This is a genomic window from Bacillota bacterium (assembly GCA_030019365.1).
GTDB lineage: Bacteria > Bacillota > Sulfobacillia > JACIYH01 > JACIYH01 > JACIYH01.
Genome location: JASEFA010000001.1, coordinates 529,567 through 551,914 on the forward strand (window position 1 = coordinate 529,567; position 22,348 = coordinate 551,914).

At 69.5% G+C, this 22,348-nt stretch carries 17 protein-coding genes and 3 pseudogenes; 5 read left to right on the forward strand and 15 right to left on the reverse strand.

Features of this window, described 5'->3' with window-relative positions:
• From leuB to alaS, 5 genes are all read right to left on the reverse strand, one after another.
• Positions 1 to 1,212, reverse strand: a complete 1,212-nt coding sequence (gene leuB / locus QME70_02525) for a 3-isopropylmalate dehydrogenase (GenBank protein ID MDI6893486.1) — start codon at positions 1,210 to 1,212, stop codon at positions 1 to 3.
• On the reverse strand, positions 1,205 to 1,750 hold the full coding sequence (gene leuD / locus QME70_02530; protein MDI6893487.1) for a 3-isopropylmalate dehydratase small subunit: 546 nt from the start codon (positions 1,748 to 1,750) through the stop codon (positions 1,205 to 1,207). Before leuD ends, leuB begins: the two co-directional genes overlap by 8 nt.
• Positions 1,731 to 2,960, reverse strand: coding sequence for a 3-isopropylmalate dehydratase large subunit (locus QME70_02535; protein ID MDI6893488.1), 1,230 nt, complete (start codon positions 2,958 to 2,960; stop codon positions 1,731 to 1,733). Before QME70_02535 ends, leuD begins: the two co-directional genes overlap by 20 nt.
• An 11-nt stretch (positions 2,961 to 2,971) precedes the next feature.
• Positions 2,972 to 4,516 (reverse strand): 2-isopropylmalate synthase, encoded by a 1,545-nt coding sequence (locus tag QME70_02540; GenBank protein ID MDI6893489.1) that lies wholly within the window; start codon positions 4,514 to 4,516, stop codon positions 2,972 to 2,974.
• A 234-nt stretch (positions 4,517 to 4,750) separates the two neighbouring features.
• Positions 4,751 to 7,543, reverse strand: coding sequence for an alanine--tRNA ligase (gene alaS / locus QME70_02545; GenBank protein MDI6893490.1), 2,793 nt, complete (start codon positions 7,541 to 7,543; stop codon positions 4,751 to 4,753).
• 618 nt (positions 7,544 to 8,161) lie between these two features.
• Between alaS and QME70_02550 the strand changes: the two genes are divergently transcribed.
• Together QME70_02550 and QME70_02555 are read left to right on the forward strand one after the other, a co-directional pair.
• Entirely contained in the window at positions 8,162 to 9,358 is a 1,197-nt protein-coding gene (locus QME70_02550; GenBank protein MDI6893491.1) for a M28 family peptidase, read from the forward strand.
• Between the two features lie 109 nt (positions 9,359 to 9,467).
• Positions 9,468 to 10,160, forward strand: coding sequence for a DUF554 domain-containing protein (locus QME70_02555; protein ID MDI6893492.1), 693 nt, complete (start codon positions 9,468 to 9,470; stop codon positions 10,158 to 10,160).
• A gap of 54 nt (positions 10,161 to 10,214) precedes the next feature.
• On the opposite strand, the pseudogene ruvX reads toward QME70_02555, so the two are convergent.
• From ruvX to QME70_02595, 8 genes and pseudogenes are all read right to left on the reverse strand, one after another.
• Positions 10,215 to 10,610 (reverse strand): annotated as a pseudogene (gene ruvX, locus QME70_02560) (Holliday junction resolvase RuvX).
• A 193-nt stretch (positions 10,611 to 10,803) separates the two neighbouring features.
• Positions 10,804 to 11,805, reverse strand: a complete 1,002-nt coding sequence (locus tag QME70_02565) for an AI-2E family transporter (GenBank protein ID MDI6893493.1) — start codon at positions 11,803 to 11,805, stop codon at positions 10,804 to 10,806.
• 170 nt (positions 11,806 to 11,975) lie between these two features.
• On the reverse strand, positions 11,976 to 12,167 hold the full coding sequence (locus tag QME70_02570; GenBank protein MDI6893494.1) for a YtxH domain-containing protein: 192 nt from the start codon (positions 12,165 to 12,167) through the stop codon (positions 11,976 to 11,978).
• A gap of 48 nt (positions 12,168 to 12,215) precedes the next feature.
• Positions 12,216 to 12,434, reverse strand: a complete 219-nt coding sequence (locus QME70_02575) for a hypothetical protein (protein MDI6893495.1) — start codon at positions 12,432 to 12,434, stop codon at positions 12,216 to 12,218.
• A gap of 143 nt (positions 12,435 to 12,577) precedes the next feature.
• On the reverse strand, positions 12,578 to 13,768 hold the full coding sequence (gene mnmA / locus QME70_02580) for a tRNA 2-thiouridine(34) synthase MnmA (protein MDI6893496.1): 1,191 nt from the start codon (positions 13,766 to 13,768) through the stop codon (positions 12,578 to 12,580).
• Complete coding sequence (gene nifU / locus QME70_02585) at positions 13,743 to 14,237, reverse strand: Fe-S cluster assembly scaffold protein NifU (protein ID MDI6893497.1); 495 nt, start codon at positions 14,235 to 14,237, stop codon at positions 13,743 to 13,745. Before nifU ends, mnmA begins: the two co-directional genes overlap by 26 nt.
• Positions 14,238 to 14,282: 45 nt before the next feature.
• On the reverse strand, positions 14,283 to 15,452 hold the full coding sequence (gene nifS, locus QME70_02590) for a cysteine desulfurase NifS (protein MDI6893498.1): 1,170 nt from the start codon (positions 15,450 to 15,452) through the stop codon (positions 14,283 to 14,285).
• Between the two features lie 152 nt (positions 15,453 to 15,604).
• Positions 15,605 to 16,015 (reverse strand): annotated as a pseudogene (locus QME70_02595) (Rrf2 family transcriptional regulator).
• A gap of 410 nt (positions 16,016 to 16,425) precedes the next feature.
• On the opposite strand from QME70_02595, the gene QME70_02600 reads away from it, so the two are divergent.
• Positions 16,426 to 16,548: a hypothetical protein gene (locus QME70_02600; protein MDI6893499.1), complete on the forward strand. Its 123-nt coding sequence runs from the start codon at positions 16,426 to 16,428 to the stop codon at positions 16,546 to 16,548.
• 70 nt (positions 16,549 to 16,618) lie between these two features.
• On the opposite strand, the gene QME70_02605 is transcribed toward QME70_02600, so the two are convergent.
• A complete protein-coding gene (locus tag QME70_02605; protein MDI6893500.1) occupies positions 16,619 to 17,530 on the reverse strand; it encodes an NAD(P)H-binding protein in 912 nt (303 codons plus the stop codon).
• Positions 17,531 to 17,731: 201 nt separating this feature from the next.
• Between QME70_02605 and QME70_02610 the strand changes: the two genes are divergently transcribed.
• Positions 17,732 to 19,783, forward strand: a complete 2,052-nt coding sequence (locus QME70_02610; GenBank protein ID MDI6893501.1) for a molybdopterin-dependent oxidoreductase — start codon at positions 17,732 to 17,734, stop codon at positions 19,781 to 19,783.
• Between the two features lie 105 nt (positions 19,784 to 19,888).
• On the forward strand, positions 19,889 to 20,989 hold the full coding sequence (locus tag QME70_02615; protein MDI6893502.1) for an amidase domain-containing protein: 1,101 nt from the start codon (positions 19,889 to 19,891) through the stop codon (positions 20,987 to 20,989).
• Positions 20,990 to 21,012: 23 nt separating this feature from the next.
• On the opposite strand, the pseudogene QME70_02620 reads toward QME70_02615, so the two are convergent.
• Positions 21,013 to 22,311: pseudogene (locus tag QME70_02620) on the reverse strand (AAA family ATPase).
• Between the last annotated feature and the right edge of the window lie 37 nt (positions 22,312 to 22,348).

Here is a 22,348-nt window from a genome sequence, read left to right on the forward strand (position 1 = left end):
CTATCCCTCCCGAATGGCTTCTACTACCAGGTCCCCCATGGTCGCAGTGCCCACCGCCCGGTACCCGGCGGTGGCCGCCAGGCGGGACCCGGGTTCCTCCAGGTCGGGGGTGCGGTATCCCGCCTCCAGCACGCCCCCGACGGCCGCCTCTATGCGGAGGGCGGCTCGCAAGCCGTGCTCCCCCGCGCCACAGTACCTGAGCAAGAGAGCGGCGCTCAGGATCGCCCCCACGGGGTTGGCCCGGTCCTGCCCCGCCAGAGCGGGGGCCGAGCCGTGCACGGGCTCGAACAGCCCCGGGCCGTCGTCGCCCAGCGAAGCAGAGGGCAACAGGCCCAGAGAACCCACCAGGGCTCCTCCCAGGTCGCTCAGGATGTCCCCGAACGTGTTCTCCGTGACCAGCACGTCCAGGCGCCAGGGCCGCAGCACCATCTCCATGGCCGCGGCGTCCACATACATGTGCTCCACGGCTACGCCCGGATACTCCGGGTGCAGGTTCTCGACCCTTTCCCGCCAGAGACGGGAGGTGGACAGCACATTGGCCTTATCCACCGACGTCAGTCGGCCGGCGCGCCCGGCCGCCAACTCGAAGGCCAGGCGGGCCACCCGCTCGATCTGACGGCTCTGGTACCACATGGTATCCACGGCCAGGTAGCCGGAACCGTCGGCCCAACGCCCGCTTGGTTTGCCGTAGTAGAGCCCACCGGACAGCTCGCGTACCACCATGATGTCCAACCCGCGCGCCGCCAGGTCCCCCCGCAGGGGAGAGGTCCCCGCCAGGGCGGGATGCAGCTTCACCGGGCGGAGGTTGGCCCACAGGCCCAGCCCCTGCCGCAGGGCCAGCAACCCGGCCTCGGGTCGCCGTACGGCGGGAAGGCCGTCCCAGCGGGGACCACCCACCGCCCCCAGCAGCACGGCATCCGCCTGCCGGCAGGCCCGCAACACCTCGTCGGGCAGGGGTTCGCCCGCCTCCTCGATGGCGGTCCCGCCCACGGGCAGGTGTCGGCACCTCACAGTCAGACCCTCCACCGCCGCTGCCGCCTCCAGGGCCTTCACCGCCTGAGCGGTCACCTCGGGTCCGATGCCGTCTCCGGGCAGCACCGCCACCACGAGCGCCCGCGCGGCAGAGTCGCCTTCGGCCTGGCCGCCCCGCGCCGGACTCCTACCTTCGGCCCGGCAACCCTGTGGCGAACCCCTGCCTTCGGCCTCACTCATGCTGCATAGCCCCTTCGGCACCGGTTCCTCCTGCGGGGCCGGCCCGGGCCGCCAGGCGCTTCCTGACGTATGCCACCAGGCCTCCCGCCCCCTGTACCTCCGCGGCCGCCCCGGCCGGAAACCTCACTGGGATGGTCTCACCCGACGACAGCCGCAGGAGACCCTTCTCCCCGTCGATCTCGATCGTCTCGCCGGGTTGCACGCGGTCCACCGCCTCCGCAGACTCCACCAGGAGCAGGCCCAGGTTGACGGCGTTGCGGAAGAAGATACGGGCATAGGATGCCGCTACGACCGCCGCCACCCCACATGCCTGCAGGGCCCGGGGCGCATGCTCCCGCGAACTGCCGCATCCGAAGTTCCTCCCCGCCACCACCACGTCCCCGGGACGCACCCCGCCGGGAAACTGGGGATCGGCCACCTCCAGGCAGTGGGCCGCCAGCATCCGGGGATCGTGGGTGTAGAGATAGCGGGCCGGGATAATGACGTCGGTGTCCACGTCATCCCCGAACTTCCATGCCCTACCCGCGATGCGGGCCACCCCCGATCACCTCCTCCGGGTGCGCGATGCACCCCGCCACTGCCGTCGCCGCCGCCACTGCCGGGCCCGCCAGGTACACCCGGCTCTCCGGGTGACCCATGCGTCCCCGGAAGTTCCGGTTGGTGGTGGCCAGGCAAACCTCACCCTCGGCCAGCACCCCCATATACCCGCCCAGGCAGGGCCCGCAGGTGGGGGTGGAGACCGCGGCTCCCGCCTCCAGGAAAGCTTCGATGAATCCCGCCTTCAGGGCACGCCGGTGGACGTCCTGGGTGGCGGGGATGACGATCAACCTGACCTGCGGATGGACCTTTCGACCGGCCAGAATCCGGGCGGCCACCGCCAGGTCAGAAAGGCGGCCGTTGGTGCAGGAACCTATCACCACCTGGTCCACCGGTGTCCCGCCCACTTCCCGAACGGGCACGGCATCGGCCGGCGAAAAGGGACGGGCCACCTGCGGCTCGAGGCGCGAAACATCCCACGCGTAGTGGGCTGCCACCGCTGCCTCCCCATCGCTCTGCCATGCATCCGCCGGGACGAGCCCGGCCTTCGCCCCCGCCTCGACCGCCATGTTGCTCAGGGTCAGGCGCCCGTCGAGCGGCAGCTCCGCTATGGCCTCACCCGTGAACTCCAGGGCCACGTAGTTGGCGCCCTCCGTCCCCAGTTGAGAGAGCAGGAACAGGGCCAGGTCCTTGCCCCCCACCCACGGGGGCAGGCGCCCCCCGAACTCCACCCGCACGGTGGCCGGGACCCGGAACCAAAGTTCCCCCAGCGCCATGGCGCAGGCCAGGTCGGTGGACCCCACCCCGGTGGCGAACACCCCCAGGGCGCCGCAGGTACAGGTGTGGGAGTCGGCCCCCACCAGCAGGTCTCCCGGTCGCAGGATGCCCAGCTCCGGAAGCAGGGCGTGCTCGACCCCCATACGGCCCACTTCGTAGTAGTGCACTATGCCCTGCTCGCGGGCGAAATCCCGCATCACCCGCGCCTGGGCCGCCGAGGCGATATCCTTCGCCGGCACGAAATGGTCAGGTACCAGGACTACGCGCCCGGAGTCGAACACCCGGTCACAGCCCATGGCCCGCATCTGTTCGATGGCCAGGGGAGCGGTGATGTCGTTGGCCAGGCACCAGTCCACCCGCGCCCACACCGTCTGGCCGGGCTCCACCTGCTGCCTCCCGGCATGGGCGGCCAGGATCTTCTCCGCCGCCGTCATCGGCCTCGCCATCAGTCCACCCCCGCCGCGGCCACCTGCCGTCCCACGGGCATCCCGCTCAGCCAGCGGTTCACCGCTTGCAGGTAGGCGCGCACGCTGGCCTCCAGCACGTCGGTGCTCACACCGCGGCCGGAGTAGACGGCCCCGTCGCGCTCCACGCGCACGGCCGCCTCACCCAGGGCGTCCTTGCCCCCGGTTACCGCTTTCAGCGAGAACTCCAGCAGGTGGAAGTCGGCTCCCACCGCCCGCTCGACCGCCCGCAGCAGGGCATCGACGGGGCCGTCCCCGCAGGCGGCCTCCTGCACCACCTGGCCGTTCTTCACCAGGGAAACGGTGGCCGTGGGGAGGGAGCGGTTCCCCGTAGACACCTGAAAGCAATCGAGGCTCCACACTTCCGGTTCCTTGAGCACCTCGTTTTCCACCAGGGCCTCCAGGTCGCGGTCGGAGATGTCCTTCTTGCGGTCGGCCATCTCCTTGAAGCGGGCGAACGCCTTCTCCACGTCCTCCTCCCGCAACTGGTACCCCAGGGCCAGCAGGCGCTCCCGGAAGGCGTGGCGACCGGAGTGCTTCCCCAGCACCAGGCGGCCAGCGGGGACGCCCACGTCCTCGGGCCGGATGATTTCGTAAGTAGTCCTTTCCTTCAGAACCCCGTCCTGGTGGATGCCCGACTCGTGGGCGAAGGCGTTGGCGCCCACCACCGCCTTGTTGGGCGGGACCGGCATCCCCGTGAGGGTGGCCACCAGGCGGCTGGTCCGGTAGATCTGCTCGGTGGCGATCGCGGGCGAGGCCCCCAGGGCATCCTGCCTCACCTTGAGCGCCATAACCACCTCTTCCAGCGAGGCGTTCCCGGCCCGCTCCCCGATGCCGTTCACGGCGCACTCCACCTGGCCCGCGCCCGCCTCCACCGCGGCCAGCGAATTGGCCACCGCCAGGCCCAGGTCGTCGTGGCAGTGGACCGATATGACCACGCCGTCGATGCCGGGCACGTTCTCGCGCAGGAAGCGGATCAACTCCGCGAACTCCCGGGGGGTGGTGTACCCCACCGTGTCGGGCACGTTGATGGTGGTGGCCCCCGCGTCAATGGCAGCACGGAAGAGGGTGCACAGGAACTCGGGGCGGCTCCGGGTGGCGTCTTCGGCCGAGAACTCCACGTCCTCCGTGTACTGGCGGGCCCTCTTCACCGCCGCCACCGCCGCCTCCAGCACCTCGCGGGGCTCCTTGCGCAGCTTGTACTTCATGTGCACATCCGACGAGGCAATGAACGTATGAATCCGCTTGCGTTCCGCCCCCGCCAGGGCCGCGGCCGCCCGGTCGATGTCCACCGGGTTGGCGCGGGCCAGGGCGCAGATGACGGGACCCCTGACCTCCCGGGCGATGGCGGTCACCGCCTCGAAGTCCCCCGGGGAGGCTACCGGGAAGCCGGCCTCGATCACGTCCACCCGCAGGCGGGCCAGTTGGCGGGCGATCTCCAGCTTCTCCGCCGGGGTCAGGCTCACACCCGGCGACTGCTCGCCATCGCGCAGCGTGGTATCAAAGATGAGCACACGTCTTTCCACCAGACACCCCTCCTGAATCGCTGGCAGGCCCCCCAATACAAAAAGACCCGAAGAGGCAAGTCTCCTTCCGACCAGGAACCTGCCGCTCGGGTCTTTTGTACCCACGGTGTACCCGGGAAGGCGCCTCCTGGCCCCTCTTTCCGGGCCGATACCGCTCGGTCGCTGACCACCCGGGCCCGATGCCGGATGCGGAACCCTAGGTATCCTTCCTGCGACGACGTTTGCTGCTTTTGACTAAGCCATATACGACGTCGGTGTCAGGATTCCTCCTTCGCCGCGCCGTGATTTGCGCTGGGACCGCACCTCGGCAGCGACGCGGGCCAGGGCGTCCCCGATGCCGGCCGGGTCGCGCCCGCCGGCCTCGGCCATGTGTGGTTTCCCCCCGCCGCCCCCGCCCACCAGGGGTGCCAGGGCCTTGATCAGCCGGTCGGCGTGGAGCCCGCGCCCCACCAGGTCGGGGGACACCATGGCCAGCAGGTGGGCGCGGCCTCCCTGCTCGGCCGCCAGCACCACCACTCCCGACCCCAGGCTGTCTCTTACGGCGTCCCCCAGCGTGCGCATGGCCCCCCGGTCGGGCAGCGGACAGCGGGCGGCCACCACCTTGATCCCCTCCACCTCGGTGGCGGTGGCGGCCAGCAACCTGGCCTCCCGGCCCAGCAGGGAAGCCTGCAGCGACTCCAGCCGCCGCCCAGCCGCGGCCAGCTCTTCCCGGAGCTCGGCCACCCGGGCGGGAAGTTCCTGGGGTGCGACTCCGAGGGGCTCCGCCGCCTGCGCGAGCAGCTCCTCCTGGCGACGGACCCAGGCCAGGGCCACCCGCCCCGCCACCGCCTCCACCCGCCGCACCCCGGCCGCTACCGCCGAGGATGAGGTCAGGCGAAACATACCCACCTGCCCGGTGGTGCGGAGGTGGGTGCCGCCGCACAGTTCCAGGCTGAATTCCCCCATCCGCACCACCCGCACGACCTCCCCGTACTTCTCCCCGAAGAGGGCCACGGCCCCCATGCGCGTGGCCTCATCCCGCGAGGTATACAGCGCCTCCACGGGCAGGTCGGCCATTATCTGCTCGTTCACCAGGTCCTCCACCTGGCGCAACTCCGACGGCGAGGGTGCCTGGTAGTGCACAAAGTCGAAGCGCAGCCGGTCCGGCGCCACCAGCGACCCCGCCTGGGTGGCGTGACTCCCCAGCACCTCCCGCAGGGCGCGGTGCAGGAGGTGGGTGGCGGTGTGGTGGCGGGCAATGTCCAGGCGGCGGTCGCCGTCCACCCGTGCCCTCACCCGGTCCCCCACCCGCAGGGTACCGCGGTCCACCTCCACCAGGTGGAGGATACGCCCACCCGGCGTCCGCTGCGCGTCCAGTACGCGTGCTGACAGGGCGCCGTGGGTGATTTCCCCCGCGTCGGACACCTGCCCCCCCGCCTCGGCGTAAAAGGGGGTGCGGTCCACCAACACACGGGCCCGTCCCCCCGCCCGCACCTCACCGTGCAACCTGTCCTCCCCGGAAGGCACCCCGGTGCCGGCCTCCCCGGGCACCTGACGGCCGGCACCCTCGTGGGGGGCGTCCTCGCCCACCCCGGTGGGGCCCCCGTCGTGGGGGCCCCCGCCCGCCGGGAGCAGTGCGAGAACCACCGCTTCGTCGTCCAACCGGTCGTAGCCTACGAAATCGGTTTCGGGGTACTGGGCGAGAAGCATGTCAAGGGGCGAGCCGATGTCCCAGCCCTCCACCGCCCGCGCCGCCCGGGCCCTCTCCCGCTGCCCCTCCATGGCCTGCTCGAATCCTTCCCGGTCCAGGCCAAGGCCCTGCTCGGCAGCAATGTCCGCGGTGAGGTCGAGCGGGAACCCGTAGGTGTCATACAGCAGGAAGGCATCACGCCCGGGGAGGCGGTCAAGGCCCTTCTCTCGGGCCGCCGCCACCAGCTCCAGGGCACGCTCCGTCCCCTCCGCCAGGGTCTGACGGAAACGCTCCTCCTCGGCCCGCATGACCCCGGCCACCTGAGGGGCGGCCGCCCGCAGGTGGGTGTAGGGGTCACCCATGATGTCCACCGCCACGGGCACCAGCCGGTGCAGGAAGGCCTCCCCGATGCCCAGGGACTCCCCGTAGCGCACTGCCCGGCGCAGAAGCCGCCTGATCACGTATCCCCTGCCCTCGTTGGAGGGAAGCACCCCCTCGGCCACCGCGAAGGTGATGGCCCGCAGGTGGTCGGCGATCACCCGCATGGCAACGTCGTCCGCCTCCCGCGCCCCGTACCGCTTACCGGAAAGGCGGGCAGCTTCACTCACCAGGGGGAAGAGGAGGTCACACTCAAAGTTGGAGTCGACCCCCTGCATCACCGAGGCGATGCGCTCCAGGCCCATCCCCGTGTCGATGTTCTTGCGCGGCAGGGGAACGTGCTCGCCGCTCTCCAGGTGGTTGAACTGGCTGAACACCAGGTTCCACAGTTCCAGGTAGCGGGAACACTCGCACCCGGGGCGGCAATCGGGCGATCCGCAGCCGAAGGCGGGACCGCGATCGATGTAGATCTCCGAACAGGGCCCGCACGGCCCGGGCCCGATGTCCCAGAAGTTGGTCTCGTCGTCCACCACCTTCTCCGGGGGCAGGCCCACGTCGCGCATCCAGATCTGGCGTGCCTCGTCGTCGGTGGGATGGACGCTCGCCCACAGGTCCTCCGCTGGCAGCCCGAGCACGCCCGTCAGATACTCCCATCCCCACACGATGGCCTCGCGCTTGAAGTAGTCCCCGATAGAGAAGTTCCCCAGCATCTCGAACAGGGTGTGGTGCCGCGGCGTGTGCCCCACATTCTCGATGTCGCTGGTACGCAGGGAGAGCTGACTGGAGGCCAGCCGGTGGCGCGGCGGCTCCGCCTTGCCCGCGAAGTAGGGCTTGAGCGGCGCGACCCCGGCGTTGATCCACAGCAGGGTGGGATCGTCCCTGGGGACCAGCGGGGCGCTGTCCAGCACCAGGTGATCCCGCTCGGCGAAGAACTCCAGGAACTTCCGTCTCAATTCCTTTCCCGTCACCGTTCCCGTCATCGTGATTCTCCTCCTCACCTCGACCGCCCGCCTCGGGCTGCTCCTCGCCGCCGCGTCGCCTGCCGCAACGTTCTCTCGCCCACCGGTGAGCGCGTCGTCGCGGCGGCAGGAGCGACCGCCAACCCGGCGGCAGCAAAAGATGATCCCCCGCCCGCAGGGGCGAGGGATCGTTCGCGGTACCACCCTGTTCACCGCCGCGTCGCCGCGGCGGCCTCGGCGTGCTCGACCGGCAAACACGCTCACGCTGGCTCGCGCGCCTGCCCTCGGCCGGCACCCCTGCGCCTAACGGCGACCACCGCCGGCGCCTACTCGTCCCCTGTCCCACGCGTCGCCGGTAGGACTTTCGGCACCGGAGCTCGGGGGAGGCGTTCGACCGCTTACCCGGGAAACCTCGCAGCCATGGGCTTCCTCTCTGGGCGGCAGGGCGGCCTACTCGGCCCCGTCATCGCTTTGTCCCTGATTGTACGGGACGCGCAAACTCCTGTCAACCAGACCGCATAGCGCTGACGAGCTACAACAGGTCCGCGATTCCGCTCGTCTCGCAGGGCGGGGGGGGTTGGCCGCGGGGGCCGCTGCAGGATACAATGGCGGAAAAGCAGCACGACGGGGGGAGTGGGGATGCGGGACCCGGTGGAGCATGTTCAGGAACTGGCAGCGAAGATCGGGCCGCGGGGAGCCACCACGGAGGGAGAGCGCCGGGGCGCGGGGTACGCGCGCCGCGAAATGGAGCGCTGGGCCCACGCCGTCACGGTAGAACCCTTCTCCTCGTGCCCCACCCTCAGCTGGCCCTGGGGACTGGTGGCCGTGCTCCTGGTGGCCAGCGCCACCCTGGTCTGGTTGTGGCCGTGGGCGGCGGTGGCCGCGGCGGCGGCCGGGTTCGCCACCTTCGTGGGACTGGCGCGGGGCTCCTTTGAGGTGGGCCGGCTCTTTCCGGGACGGCCCAGCCAGAACATCCTGGGCGTGGTGAAGCCGCGCGGCGAGGCGCGTCACCGGGTGGTGCTGGCGGCCCATGTGGATAGCACGCGTTCCGCCCTCTTCTACCACCCCGCCCGGCTCCACCTCTTCCGGCTCAACCACATCCTGAACATGGTCACCGCCGGCGGCCTGCTGCTCTTCGGCCTGCTCACCGCCCTGCGAGTACCGCCGGGCCCCCTGTGCTGGCGTCTGCTCACGTTGCCCCTGGCGGCCGTCGCCCTTTACGGGGGCTACGTCCTCCTGCACCGCGAACTCTTCTGCAATTACATCCCCGGCGCCAACGACAACGCCTCCGGGGTGGCGGCCGCCCTCTGGGTGGGCGAGGCGGTGGCGGCCGAGCCGCTTGAGCACACCGAGCTCTGGTGCGCGGTAACCGGCTGCGAGGAAGTGGGATACGCGGCGGGCATGGATCGCTTCGTGCGGGCTCACCTGGGCGAGTTGCGGGGTGCCGACATCCTGGTGTTCGACTCGGTGGGCGCCGGGCACATCCGCTACCTGACGGGCGAGGGCATCATGGGTTACCTGCCCATGGCCCCGGACCTGGTGGCCCTGGCGGCCGAGGTGGCCGGGGCCTATCCAGATTGGGGGATCCGGGGCACCAGGTTCGGCCTCGGTTACACCGATGCCACCCCCGCGCTGATGCGCGGGCTGCGGGCCCTGGCCCTGTTCACCCTGGGCGAGCGCGGCCTCATCAAGAACTACCACTGGCCCAGCGACACCGCGGAGAACATCGAACCGGAAACCCTGCGGCGGGTGGCCCGGTACAGCCTGGCCCTGGTGCGGGCAATCGACCGCCGCCACGCGGGCACGCCCGCCCCGGCACCGCACGCTGTCGACTGAGCGTACCGGTACCGGCGCCGCCAGCCACAGCGGCGGCGAGGTGCTGTACGCCGCGCCCACAGGCCCCGGCCTTACCAGAGAACGCGTTCTTTCTGGAGGAATGGAAGCGGTGACAGGAACGCTCATCAACGCGGCTACTGTAATCGCAGGAGGCACCCTGGGCACACTGCTGGGCAACCGCCTCCCCACCCGGGTGCGCAGCACGGTCATGGACGCCCTGGGGCTGACCACGATCCTTATCGGGTTGAAGATGGCCTTCGAGACCTCCAACGTCCTGCTGCTGCTGGGTAGCCTCCTGCTCGGCGGCATCGCGGGGGAATTGCTGGATATCGAAGCCGCGCTCAACCGCCTGGCCGGGCGGCTGGAAGCCCGCGTGTCGCCCGGCTCAGGGACGGCCACGGGCGGGCGGTTTGCGCGCGGCTTCGTCACCGCGTCCCTGGTGTTCTGCGTGGGCCCCATGACCATCATGGGGTCCCTCCAGGACGGCCTCACCGGCGACTACAGTACCCTGGCCATCAAGGCCATGCTGGACGGCTTCGCCGCCCTGGCCTTCGCCTCGTCCCTGGGCATGGGGGTGACATTCTCCGCCCTGGTGGTCCTGGTCTACCAGGGAGGTATTACCCTGGCGGCCGCCTGGGCCCAGGCCATCCTCACCCCAGCCATGGTGGCGGAGATGACCGCCACCGGGGGACTGCTAATCTTCGCCATCGGCCTGGGGCTCCTCGAACTCAAACGCATCCGGGTGGCGAACCTGCTCCCGGCCATCTTCGTCGCTCCCCTGCTGGTCGCCCTCTTCCACTAGCTCCTGGCCCGGCACCAGCCGATGGGGGCGGCCGGCATCCGGCTCTCGCGCCCGCCGGCGGTCGAGGTAGGATTGCAGGATAAGAGCGGCGGCCGTCTTGTCGATGACCTGCCGGCGCCGCCGCCGGCTGAGGTCGGCACCCACCAGCAGTCGCTCCGCCTGACAGGTGGTGAGCCGCTCGTCCTCCAGGTGCACGGGCAGCCCGATGACGGCAGCCAGCCGGCGGGCGAATGCCTCCGCGCGCTCCGCCTGGGAACCGCGGCTGCCGTCCAGGGACAGAGGCAGGCCGACCACCACCTCGCTCACATCCCACTCCCGGACCAGTCGCAATACCTCCCCCAGGTCCTTTTCCCGATTCCGCCGGCGGATGACCCCCACGCCCTGACCCGTCCAGCCCAGCGGATCGGATACCGCCACCCCTATCGTCTTGCTCCCCACGTCCAGCGCCATGATCCTGCCCAACAGCCGTTCACCAGCAAGATAATATCATGCGCCTTGACCCCTGTCACCACGATCCCCCGCCCCGCGCCCAACGCTGTCCGCACACGCGACGGGTCCGCGGCTCGACCCCATCATGGGGGGTCTCACGGACGCGCGGTGTCCGCCCCCGCACCAACGGGCGGCCACTCTCCCGCCGGGGAAGTCAGGGCCGCGGATTGTCGACCCAGCGCTGGTAGGCAAGGGACAGCAGTGGTCGCAACGCTCCTGCCACGGGCACGGCCAGAATCATCCCTGTGAGTCCGCCCAGATAGCCCCCCGAGAGGACGGCGCCCGCCACCACCACGGGATGGAGGCCGGTCCGCTGGCCCACCATACGGGGGGACAGGAAGCCGGCCTCCAGTTGCTGGATAAGTACCAGCGCCAGCACCACCTTCAGCACCATGACCGGCCCTCTCGTGAGAGCCAGCAATCCCGCCGGAAGCCCACCCAGGACGGGGCCAAAGTAAGGGATGAGGTCGCTCACCCCCGCCACCAGACCCAGAAGCAGGGGGAAGGGCATACCCAGGAGGAACATGGCCGCCGCTACCAGGACTCCCACCAGGCCGGCCACGACTACCTGACCCCGGAAGAAGCCGCCCACGGCACGGTCCACTTCCGCCACCACCCGCCAGCCCTTCTCCGTGAGGTGCCAGGGGACCAGGCAGAACAGCCAGGCCTTGATGGCCTCCAGATCGCGGAGGAGAAAGTAGGCCAGGAAAGGTGACAGGAGCAGGCTGGCCAGCACGGGGGCAGCACCCACCACGCCACGTGCCATCTCGCGGGCGTCACTTACCATCGCCCCCTGCGCCGCCAGGAGGACCTCGTTCACCGCCGCCCGGATCGCCGCCGGCAACCAGGGAGCGGCGAGGTGCCCCTGTAAATCGGAACCCCACCTGCTCAAGCGCTCGGCATAGAACGGCAGTTGCGAGGCGGCCACCCCCATTTCCGCGAGCAACCGGGGCAGGTATACGAGGAGGAAGCCCGCCGTTGCTGCCACCCCTCCCGCATACACAGCGGCTATGGCAGCGGTGCGGCCCAAACCCCTCCTTTGCAGCCACGTCACGGCTGGGTTGAGCAGGTATACCAGCGCCAGGGCCCCCAGGAATGGGGGCAATGTGCGCCTTACCAGGTAGAGGAAGGTCACCGTCGCCAGCCCGAACCCCACCAGGGCCAGCACCCTTCTGGCGTCGCGCAGCCGCCCGACCCGGGACCCTCCAGTCGCAGGAAGATGCCCGGTGCGCGACTTCGCAGCCGCAGGCAAAAGGCCGCTCGAGGAGTCCCCGGGCGCGCGCGGTGCCCCGGCGGTAACGTACCGATGAGCCCTCCGGCGCCCTCTTACCTCACCACCATGCGCACGATACGCGACCTGATGCCTCTCCACGCGCGCCGCGCGCCCCGCCGGGCGTTTTCGCTGGCGACGTCGATGAGGCGGCGCCGCGAAGTGGCGCGCGTCTCCGGACTCATGAACAGCGCGGCTGCGATGCCCAGCACGGATCCGGCCAGCAGACCTCGCCAAAAACTGCCCACGACCATCACTTCCTTTGCCCCACCCGCTGCCTGAGGCCACCGGCAGGCTCAGGAAACCCGCGGGTGATCTCCTGACCGCCGGACACCGGTGAGTTCCCGCACTTCCTCCGGCCGGAGGTGCACAAGGGTACCGTCCTCCTCCACCCGGTAGACCTGCAGGCCCCGGCGGCCGGCGGAGAACTCCACGCAGCAGTCCCAGCAGTAGTATTGCCCGCTGCCCACCCTCCCGGTGGCCCTGCCACCGCAGACGGGGCAAACGACGTCCACAGTCCGTCCTCCCCAAAAGCATTTGAGGGACGTACCCTCACCAATCAGTATCCCGTGCTGAACAAAGTTTCATTCTTGGAAAGGGGTCGTGCGCTTGCACCCCGGCCCGCGCCACCGCCCGCGCTGCCGGAGGCGGTCGCCGATCAGTCCCCGAGGGTGCAGGCGATGGTGGCGCCGCCGACCACGAGATCCCCCTGGTAGAACACCACGGCCTGGCCGGGTGCGATGGCTCGCTGCGGCTCCCGGAAATCCACGCGGACCCGCCCCTCGCCGAGAGATGTCACCACTGCGGGAAGGGCAGGGCCGCGGTACCTGACCTGGGCCTCCACCTGCAGGGGCCCGGGCGGCCAATCAAAGGGGATGAAACGGGCCTCCTCGGCCTCCAGGGCACACCCCAGCAGATCCGTCTGCCGGCCCACCACTAGCGCGTTCTCCTCGGGCCGGATTTCCACCACGTACCAGGGCCCCGGCCGCCGGATGCCCAGGCCCCGTCGCTGCCCTACGGTGAAGAAGGCCAAACCGGGATGCTCTCCCAGCACCTCTCCTTCCCTGCTGACGATGGGACCGGCGGCGAAAACCCGGTCGCCCAGCCGCTCTCGCAGGAACTCCCGGTAATCCCCCCCGGGAATGAAGCAGATCTCCTGGCTCTCGGGCCGCCCCGCGGTGGGGAATCCGCGCCTGCGCGCCATCTCCCGCACACGCGCCTTCGTCAGGTGCCCGAGCGGCAGCAGCAGCCGCCCGAGTTCTTGCTGGCCCAGGCGATAGAGCACGTAGGACTGGTCCTTCCGGCGATCGCGCGCCCGCCACAGGAGGTACCGCCCCCGCCGCGACTCTTCGCCCGGCCCGCGGCCCTCTGGGGGGGTGGCGCGCGCCCCCGTTCGGGCGGCGGTCCCGGCTGCCCCACCGTGGCCGGTGGCGCAGAGGACACGGGCGTAGTGGCCCGTGGCCACGAAGTCGCATTCCAGGGCCCGGGCACGATCCCAGAGGACCCCCAGCTTGATCACCCGGTTGCACAACACGCACGGGTTGGGCGTGCGCCCCCGCATGTAATCCGCGATGAAGGGACCCACGACGAGCCGCTCGAAATCGTCGCGCAGGTCGACGGCATAGTGCGGTATCCCCAGGCGGGCCGCCACCTGACGCGCACCCTCGGCCGCTTCCAGGGAGCAGCACACCCCTTCTCCGCCGGTCTCGTCTCCGGGCAGCTTCATGGTGATGCCCACCACGGAGAAGCCGGCCTCCACCAGCAAAGCGGCGGCGACCGAACTGTCGACGCCGCCGCTCATGGCCGCGAGTACCCGCTTGCCGTCAGCGGGCCGCTCCACCCCGCTCATCGACCTCCCGACCTCCGGGCGCGTCTTCGTCGTGCGCGTGCCCGTCGGCTTCGTCTTGGGCATGCCCACCATCGGACTCCGTCGCGCCGCCTGCCTTCTGCCCGTTGCCGCGGGACAGGTAGTCCTTGATGGCCTCGTGCAGGGCGTCGGCCGCCAGGTTGGAGCAGTGCATCTTGATGGGGGGCAGCCCATCAAGCGCCTCCGCCACCGCCCGGTTGGTGACCTGCATGGCCTCCTCCAGGGTCTTGCCCTTCACCAGTTCCGTCACCATGCTCGAGGTGGCGATGGCGGCCCCGCACCCGAAGGTGAGGAACCTGATGTCCTCTATACGATTATCCTTCACCCGGATGGTGATCTTCATCAGGTCGCCACACACGGGGTTGCCCACCGTGCCCACGCCGTCCGGGTCGGCGATTTCTCCCACATTGCGTGGCTTGGTGAAGTGCTCCATCACTTTCTGACTGTACACTCTGATCCCCCCAATGGACTCACCTTGCAGAATGCCCACCCTGGCTTACCGCACGCGGGCATTCCACAGAGGCGACATGGCTCGCAGCCGCGCCACGATCTCCCCCAGGGACTCGGCCACGTAGGCGGTGTCCTCTTCCGTGGTGGCGGTGCCCACCGTCATGCGCAGCGAGCCGTGGGCCACCTCGTGGGGAATCCCCATGGCCAGGAGCACGTGCGACGGCTCCAGCGACCCCGACGTGCACGCCGACCCGGAGGAGGCGGCGATCCCCTTCATGTCCAGGTTCAGGAGCATGGACTCCCCTTCCACATACAGCACGCTGACGTTGAGGTTGTTGGGCAACCTCTCCGAGGGGTGCCCGTTCAACCGCACCTCGGGCACCCGCTCCTGGATGCGCTCCCACAGGAGATCCCGCACCCGCCGGTAGTGCTCCACCCGCTCGTCAAAGTGCAGCCGTGCCAGCTCGGCGGCCTTGCCCAGCCCCACCATGCCCGGCACCCCCTCCGTGCCCGCCCGGCGCTTTCGCTCATGGGCACCCCCGTGCAGAAGGGGCGTCAGGCGCACACCCCTGCGCACGTACAGGGCCCCCACCCCCTTGGGACCGTAAATCTTGTGGGCCGACAGCGAGAGCAAGTCCACACCCCGGGCATGGACGTCGACGGGGATCTGCCCCACTGCCTGCACGGCGTCGGTGTGGAAGCGCACCCCCTTCTCCTGGCAGATACGCGCGATCTCGGCCACCGGCTGCACGGTGCCCACTTCGTTATTGGCAGCCATGATGGAAACCAGGACGGTCGAAGGGGTGATGGCCCTCTCCACGTCCCTGGGGTCCACCATGCCGTATTGGTCCACGGGGAGGTAGGTGGCGCGGAACCCCTGCTTCTCCAGCCATTCCACCGCGTGCAGAACGGCGTGGTGCTCCGCGGCCGAGGTGATGATATGATCCCCCTTGTTGCGCAACTCCCAGGCCGTACCCTTGATGGCCAGGTTGTCCGCCTCCGTGCCCCCGCCCGTGAAGACAATTTCTTCAGGGTCGGCCCCGATGAGGGCAGCCACCCTGGCGCGGGCCTCATCCACGCCGGCGCGGGCCTCCCGCCCGAAGGAATGAATGCTGGATGGGTTGCCCCAATCCTGCAGCATGTAATGTCTCATTACTTCCACCACTTCCGGGTGGACGGGTGTGGTGGCAGCATGATCCAGGTAAACGCGCCTCATCTGACCTCCCCTTTCCTCCTCCGCCGGTTTGTACCGGGCCCGTCCCGCTCCCTGGCCACCCTCTCTGACGCCCCGCGGGCCGGGCAGCCGCCCCGCCCTTCCCCGTCGCGCTCACCGGCGGCCTCACCCGCAGCATCCCCCGCAGGCTCGCCCGCCTCCCGGCAGAGGTCGGCCAGGGTGATGGAATCCAGTACCCGGGCAATGCTCTCGGAAACACGCTCCCAAACGCCACGCGCCACACAGCCCTCGGCGCGACCGCACTGCTCGATGCCGGTGCCCGGTACGGTGCAGTCGGTGACGGCGATGGGGCCCTCCAGGATGCGCACCACGTCACCGACGGTAATCTCCTCGGGCGGGCGTGCCAGCTCATAGCCCCCCTGAGCACCCCGTACGCTGCGCACCAGGCCCGCTTCCCGCAGTGGGCCCACCAGTTGCTCGAGATAATGCTGGGAGAGTCCCTGCCTGCGGGCGATCACGTGCAGGGGTAGCGGTCCGGCGCGACCCGTGCGCGCCAGCTCGTACATGGCCTTGACCCCGTATCTCCCTTTCGTGGAAAGCTTCATGCCCTCCCAGCACTCCCGCAGGCTTTCCGGCAGGCTCCCGGCCCCGTCGCCGCAAGCTCTCCCGCAGCCGCTTCCACAGCAGGTCCCGCCGGGCAATCCCGAGTGAATCACTCAGGATTCCGCCCCATCTTAGCACCGCCTCCGGCCCCCTGTCAACGCCCCAGCCGCTCACACGCCCCAGCCGCTCACACGCCCCAGCCGCAGACTGCCCCAGCCACAGTTAGGTCCCGCGCAGTCAGGCTGCCCGTTGTCCGGCGGCCGCACTCGGGTGCCCGTACTCCGGGCGGTTGCCGTACTGTAGCGCGAAGGGATACAATCGTGCTGGAAAACGCGTAGCAAGGAACGGTGTGGATATGAAAAAGCTGTATAGAGCGCGTGAGAACCGATGGTTGGGCGGGGTCGCAGCAGGAATGGCCCAGTATTTGAGCGTGGACGTGACCGTCGCTCGCCTGTGCTGGGCTCTTTCCATATTTCGTGTTCGGACCCTTGGCCCCGCTGGCTTATCTCGCGGCCTGGGCCATCATACCCCCTGAGCCAGGGATCGCATAAACCGTCAACCGAGAGCTGTCCGCCCACCCACTGCCTAGCACCACTGTCACCCCCTCAGCGGTAGTGGCGGGCCACTTCGGACGCATACCGCAAACCCACCCGCCTGGCGTGCTGCGCCAGCCAGTCTGTGAACTGCACCCGCCCGGCGGGCGGCCCGTCCGACACCAGCAGGTTCATCATGAGGCCGCAGATTTCGTCACGGGTGAGGAGAACGTCGCCTACCATCAACCCGACCACACTCCCCAGGACAAACCCAGCAGCAGGCGGCAGATGCACTAGGCGGGCCCGGCTGCCCACCGCCCGCGCCACCAGTCGCACGAGCTCCTCGAACGTGAAGGTTTCCGGGCCGGCTGCATCCACCACCGTATCCGCGGTGCTTCCCCCCGCCCGCACAGCCATTTCGGCCACGTCTCCCACGAATACGGGTTGCAGGCGGTAGTCCCCCCTCCCGAACAGGGGAAACACGGGGAACTTCCTCGTTAGCCAGGCTATGTTGTTGATCAGGATGTCGCCCTCGCCGAAGACGACGGTGGGACGGATGATGGCGTACGATAACCCTGACCCAACCAGGGCCTGTTCCACCAGCGCCTTGCCGCGGAAGTATGGAAGGGGCGAGTCCTGCGACGGATTGGTGATGCTGATGTGCACCACCCGCCTGACCCCGGCCTCCCGCGCCGTGGCGAATAGGGTGCGGCTGTTCGCCACAGTTCTCTCGAAGGTGGCCGGGCCGCGCTCGAAACGAATCCAGTAAGTGTTGTACAGAGTGCTCGCCCCGCCCATGGCTTCCACCAGCCGTTGGGGGTGCCCGAAATCGAGAGGAAACACCTTCAGCCGGTCCCCGAAGGGATTGGGCCGTTCGGGGTGACCGGTGAGCGTCACCACCTGCTCGCCTGCATCGAGCAGATGCCGGGCGATGTGTCGACCGGTATAACCGAAGGCGCCTGTGACCACGCTTACCCCTGCCATGCCGTCACCTCGTCGACCGGGGCACCGCCGCGGGGCGGGGCAAGGCAGAGCCGTCCCTCCCCCTGCCAGGCCAGCTTACCCAGCCATGCGACCACACCTGGTGCACCCCCTTCTAGGGACGCCACGGCGGCCGGAAACGTTTCCCCTGCATGTGCTATACTGAACCAGCGTGGGGTGCAACAGGAGGGGGACGAGCGCCAGATGAGGAAGACGACCTGTCCGTTTGATTGCTGGGACGCGTGCGGGGCCCTGGCGGAGGTCGGAGGCGGCGGGGCGGTGCCCCTGGACGGGGACGTCACCACGTACCGGGAGGTAATCCTGCGCGGGGACCCCGAGCACCCCTTCTCCAGGGGGACCATCTGCGGGAAGCTGGCCCGCTATCCGGCCTTCCTGCGCTCAGACGCCCGCCTGAGAAACCCCCTCCTGCGCGACGGCAGCAACTGGCGGGAAGTTTCCTGGGACGACGCCCTGGACCTGTGCGCGCGCAAGCTGGAGGAGGCCGCTCGATCCGGGCCGGAGCGCATCCTCTTTGACCTGGGCAACGCCAACTGCGGCATCCTGCGCTTCTCCGGTCAGAGGCTGTTTCGCCTGCTGGGTGCGACCGTCACCACGGGCAGCCTCTGCGACATCGCGGGAGAAAAGGGCCTGGTACGCACGACGGGCGCCTGCCTCTCTCACCCGCCGGGGGACGTGCTGAACAGCCGGGCCATTGTCCTGTGGGGACGGAATCCGGCCGCCACCAACACTCACTTCTGGCGCTTCGTGCAGGAAGCCCGCCGTCGCGGGGCGCAGTTGGCGGTGGTGGACGTATATCCTTCGGCCACCGCCCGCAGGGCTGACCTCTTCCTGTGCATCCGGCCCGGCACCGACGTGTACCTGGCTCTCGGTCTAAGCCGTGCGCTCTGCGACCTGGGCCTCCTCGACGAGCACTTCCTGGACTCCCATACCCGCGGCGCAGACGAGTTCATGCGCCTGGTATCCTCCCTCACCGTGGAAGAAGCGGCGCAGGCCTGTGGCCTCGAAGCCGAAGAAGTCCGGCAACTGGGCGGCCTGCTCTCGCTGAAGCCGGCATCCATCTGGTTGGGGATGGGGATGCAGCACTACCGCTGGGGCCCCACTGCGGCCTCCTTCGTGGCTGCGCTGGGCGCCCTCACCGGGCAGTACGGAATCCCGGGGGGCGGCGTTTCGTTCTTCACCGCCAGCCTCACGCCCTTCCAGCTGGACTGGGCCAACCCGCCCCCGTTGCGCGGCATAGCGTCCGGGAACCGCACGGTGCGGAAGCCGGCTCTGGCCGCCGACCTGCTGGCCGGACCTCCCTACCGGGTGGCCTGGTTCCAGGCCAGTAACATCGTCAAGCAGGCCCCCGACTCGGGTGCCACCGCCCGTGCCCTGGCCGGGGTGGAGTTCAAGGTGGCGGTGGAGGTGCGCATGAGCGAAACCGCCCAGCTATGTGACCTGGTGTTGCCCGCCGCGTCCTTTCTCGAGTTCGAGAACGTACGCGGGTCCTATGGCACGCCCTGCGTGGGTCACATGCCAGCCCTGGTGCCACCCCCACCGGCATGCCGGCCGGAGCCCGAAATCTACGCGGATCTCGCCCGCCGCCTGGGTTGCGAGGGGGAATACCTGGCGGAAGGCGGACCGGAAGGCTGGCTGCGCCGGGCGCTGGCCCCCTTGCAACGCTACGGCGTCACCCTGGAATCCCTCCGGCAGCAGGGAGGAGCAATCGTGGCGGACGGTGGGGGTCACCTGGGCCAGGTTTACCCGCACTTGCCCTTCGCCAGGGGGGCGTTCCCCACCGCCGACGGCCGCTTTCACTTCCCGGGCCCCGAGGACCTCCGGCGCTATCTGGACCTCAGACGCCGGTGGGAGGGGGAGGGCGACACCGGCCATTATCCCCTGCACCTCATAACCCCCAAATCCCCCGACCGCATAAACTCCCATGCCCACGCCCGATCCCCCGACCACGTTTGTGGCACCGCTGACGACGGCGCCGGCGACGGTCCGCTCCCGGGGGCCCGGGTCCACCCCTCCCACCTCCCCGGGGGAAAGACGGAAGCCCTTCTCGTCACGCCCCTGGGACGGCTGCGCGTACGCCTCGTGCCAGACCCGGAAATGAAACCGGGGGTGGTGGTCATCGACCAGGGAGGCAGGGTGCCCGGTATCATCGGCATCAACGCCCGGGTGCCTGCCACCGTCTCCGAGGACGGAGAGGGAGCCTGCTACTACGAGGCCCGCTGCCGCCTCGAAAGCTAGGGGCGCGGTCCCGGCTCGAAGCCAGGCGCCGCTAATCGTTGCCGGTATGAAGCCCACGCGGCTGCATATACATGGGGCGGCACCGTGCACCGGAGTGATGCTCCCATGGCCAGTTCCAGGGTGGTCGTCACCTGTGCGGCGACCGTGCTCAGCGTGCTGGTGCTCTTCGCCTACGGCCGGGCCATGCCTGCCGTCGCAGACAGGGCCACGCTCCTGGACGAGTTGGCCGAACTGTTCGAGACCCGAACCCGCTGGCTCCTGGACGCCGACGTGCAGACCTGCTCCACCTTCTACGACCGCACCGGCCGGACGGGCGAGTGGGCTCTCCAGCAGGAGCAGCGCAAGATAAACCGCGTGCACGGGTGGGCGGCGTCGCGAGGTGTACGGCTGACGGGGGCGGAGGGGCACGCCCGGGTGGTCGACGCCGGGGTGAGTGGGGACCGCGCCTGGGCGTCGGTGTGCTACAACCTCATCCTTACCTACGCTTACGGGCAGGGTCCGGCCTCCCAGCGCATGGGGGTGCGGACCATCCACTGGCTGGAACTGGTCCGCCGGGGAGATCGGTGGCTGATCCGGCGGGACTGGTACTGGGATCCCTTCGGCAGCGGCCGCGCCTCGGGCATTTCGGAAGTGACCCTCCGGTGGCAACATCTTCCCGGCGTGGCCGAGGGCACCGGGGCAGACGGTGGCGGCCCTAAGGGGACCTACAACCGGGAGGCGGCCGTAGCCTATGCCGACCGCTACTGCGGCGTGGCGGTCCCGGGAACCAGCGGCCGTTACAACCAGCGCTACCGCGACTTCACCTTCCTGGGAGGAGATTGCACCAACTTCGTATCCCAGGTCCTGGCCGACGGCCAGGCCGGAGGGCTCCCCACCCACCCGGGCTGGTCATACCGGAACGGGAACCCCACCCCGGCATGGGTGCAGGCAAACGCCTTCGTGCGCTACATGCTGCAGACCGGCAGGGTGAGGTGCCTGCACCGAGGCACCATCGCAGAAGTCGAGCCGTCGCTGGACCGGCTTCTCCCGGGCGACCTCATCGCCGTGGAAGAAAAGGGTACCATTGAGCACCTCATGGTGGTAGTAGGCAAAGATCATCGGGGAATACCCCTCGTGGACAGCCATTCCGCCGACCGCTATCACGTTCCCTGGGACCTGGGGGGCGATCCCGGCACCGTGTTCTGGCTGCTGGAGGTGGGGCCCTGACGGCCCCTGGCCGCCTCCCACTCGGCCAGGCGGCGGCCTATCTCCCGCTCGAAACCCTGGTCGCCGGGTCGGTAGAAGGTGGCACCCTCCAGGCCGGGAGGAAGGTACTGCTGGGGCACGAAGTGGCCCGGGAAATCGTGGGGATACAGGTATCCCTTGCCGTGCCCCAGGGCGGCCCCGTCCCTTGACGCATCCTTGAGGTGGTCGGGAACCTCCAGTTCCCCCTGCTGCTGCACTTTGGCCAGCGCCGCGAAGTAGCCGCCCACCGAGTTGCTCTTGAGGGCGGTGGCCAGGTAGATGGTGGCCTGGGCCAGGTGATACTGGGCCTCCGGCATCCCCACCCACTCCAGGGCCCTGGCGCAGGCAGCCGCCACCACGATGCCCATGGGGTCGGCCAGGCCGATGTCCTCCGCCGCCAGGATGAGCAGCCGTCGCATGATGAACCTGGGATCCTCCCCCGCGTGTACCATCTTGGCCAGCCAGTAGAGGGCGGCGTGGGGATCGGAGCCGCGCACGGACTTGATGAAGGCGCTGATGGTGTCGTAGTGCTCGTCAGCACCCCGGTAGTAGCGCAGCGCCCGCTGCTGGATGGATTCCTGCGCCACCCCCAGGTCGATGCGGATCACTCCGTCCTCGCCGGCAGGCGTCGACTCCACCGCCAGTTCCAGGGCGTTGAGGGCGGCGCGGGCGTCGCCGTCGGCCACCCGGGCCAGGTGCTCCAGGGCTTCACCGGTAGCTTCGATGGGCCTGCCCCCGTAGCCGCGCTCGGGGTCGCTCAGGGCACGGCGCAGGATGAGGACGGTCTCGGCGGGGGTCAGCGGGCGGAGGCGGAACACCCGGGAGCGCGAAAGCAAGGGGGGCACCACCTCGAAGTAGGGGTTTTCGGTGGTGGCCCCCATGAGCACCACCGTCCCGTCCTCCACGTGGGGAAGGAGGGCGTCCTGCTGGGCTTTGTTCCAGCGGTGCACCTCGTCCACCAGCAGGATGGTGCGCTGGCCGTACAGGGTACGCCTCTCTTTGGCCTCGGCCACCACCCGGCGCAGGTCCGCCACCCCGGCCAGCACCGCACTGAGGGTCTCGAAGTGGGACCGGGTGGTGCGGGCCACGATCATGGCCAGGGTGGTCTTCCCCGTCCCCGGCGACCCCCACAGGATGATGCTGGAGAAGAGACGGTCGGACTCAATGGCCCGGCGCAGTAAGGTGCCGGGCCCCAGGATGTGCTCCTGGCCCACCATCTCGTCCAGGGTGCGGGGTCTCATGCGCGCCGCCAGGGGTGCCTCACGCTTCGCCCTCTCTTCCCGTGCCTGCTCGAACAGGTCCATCCCTTCCCCCACCACCAGCCTGGCCGCCGGCCACTCC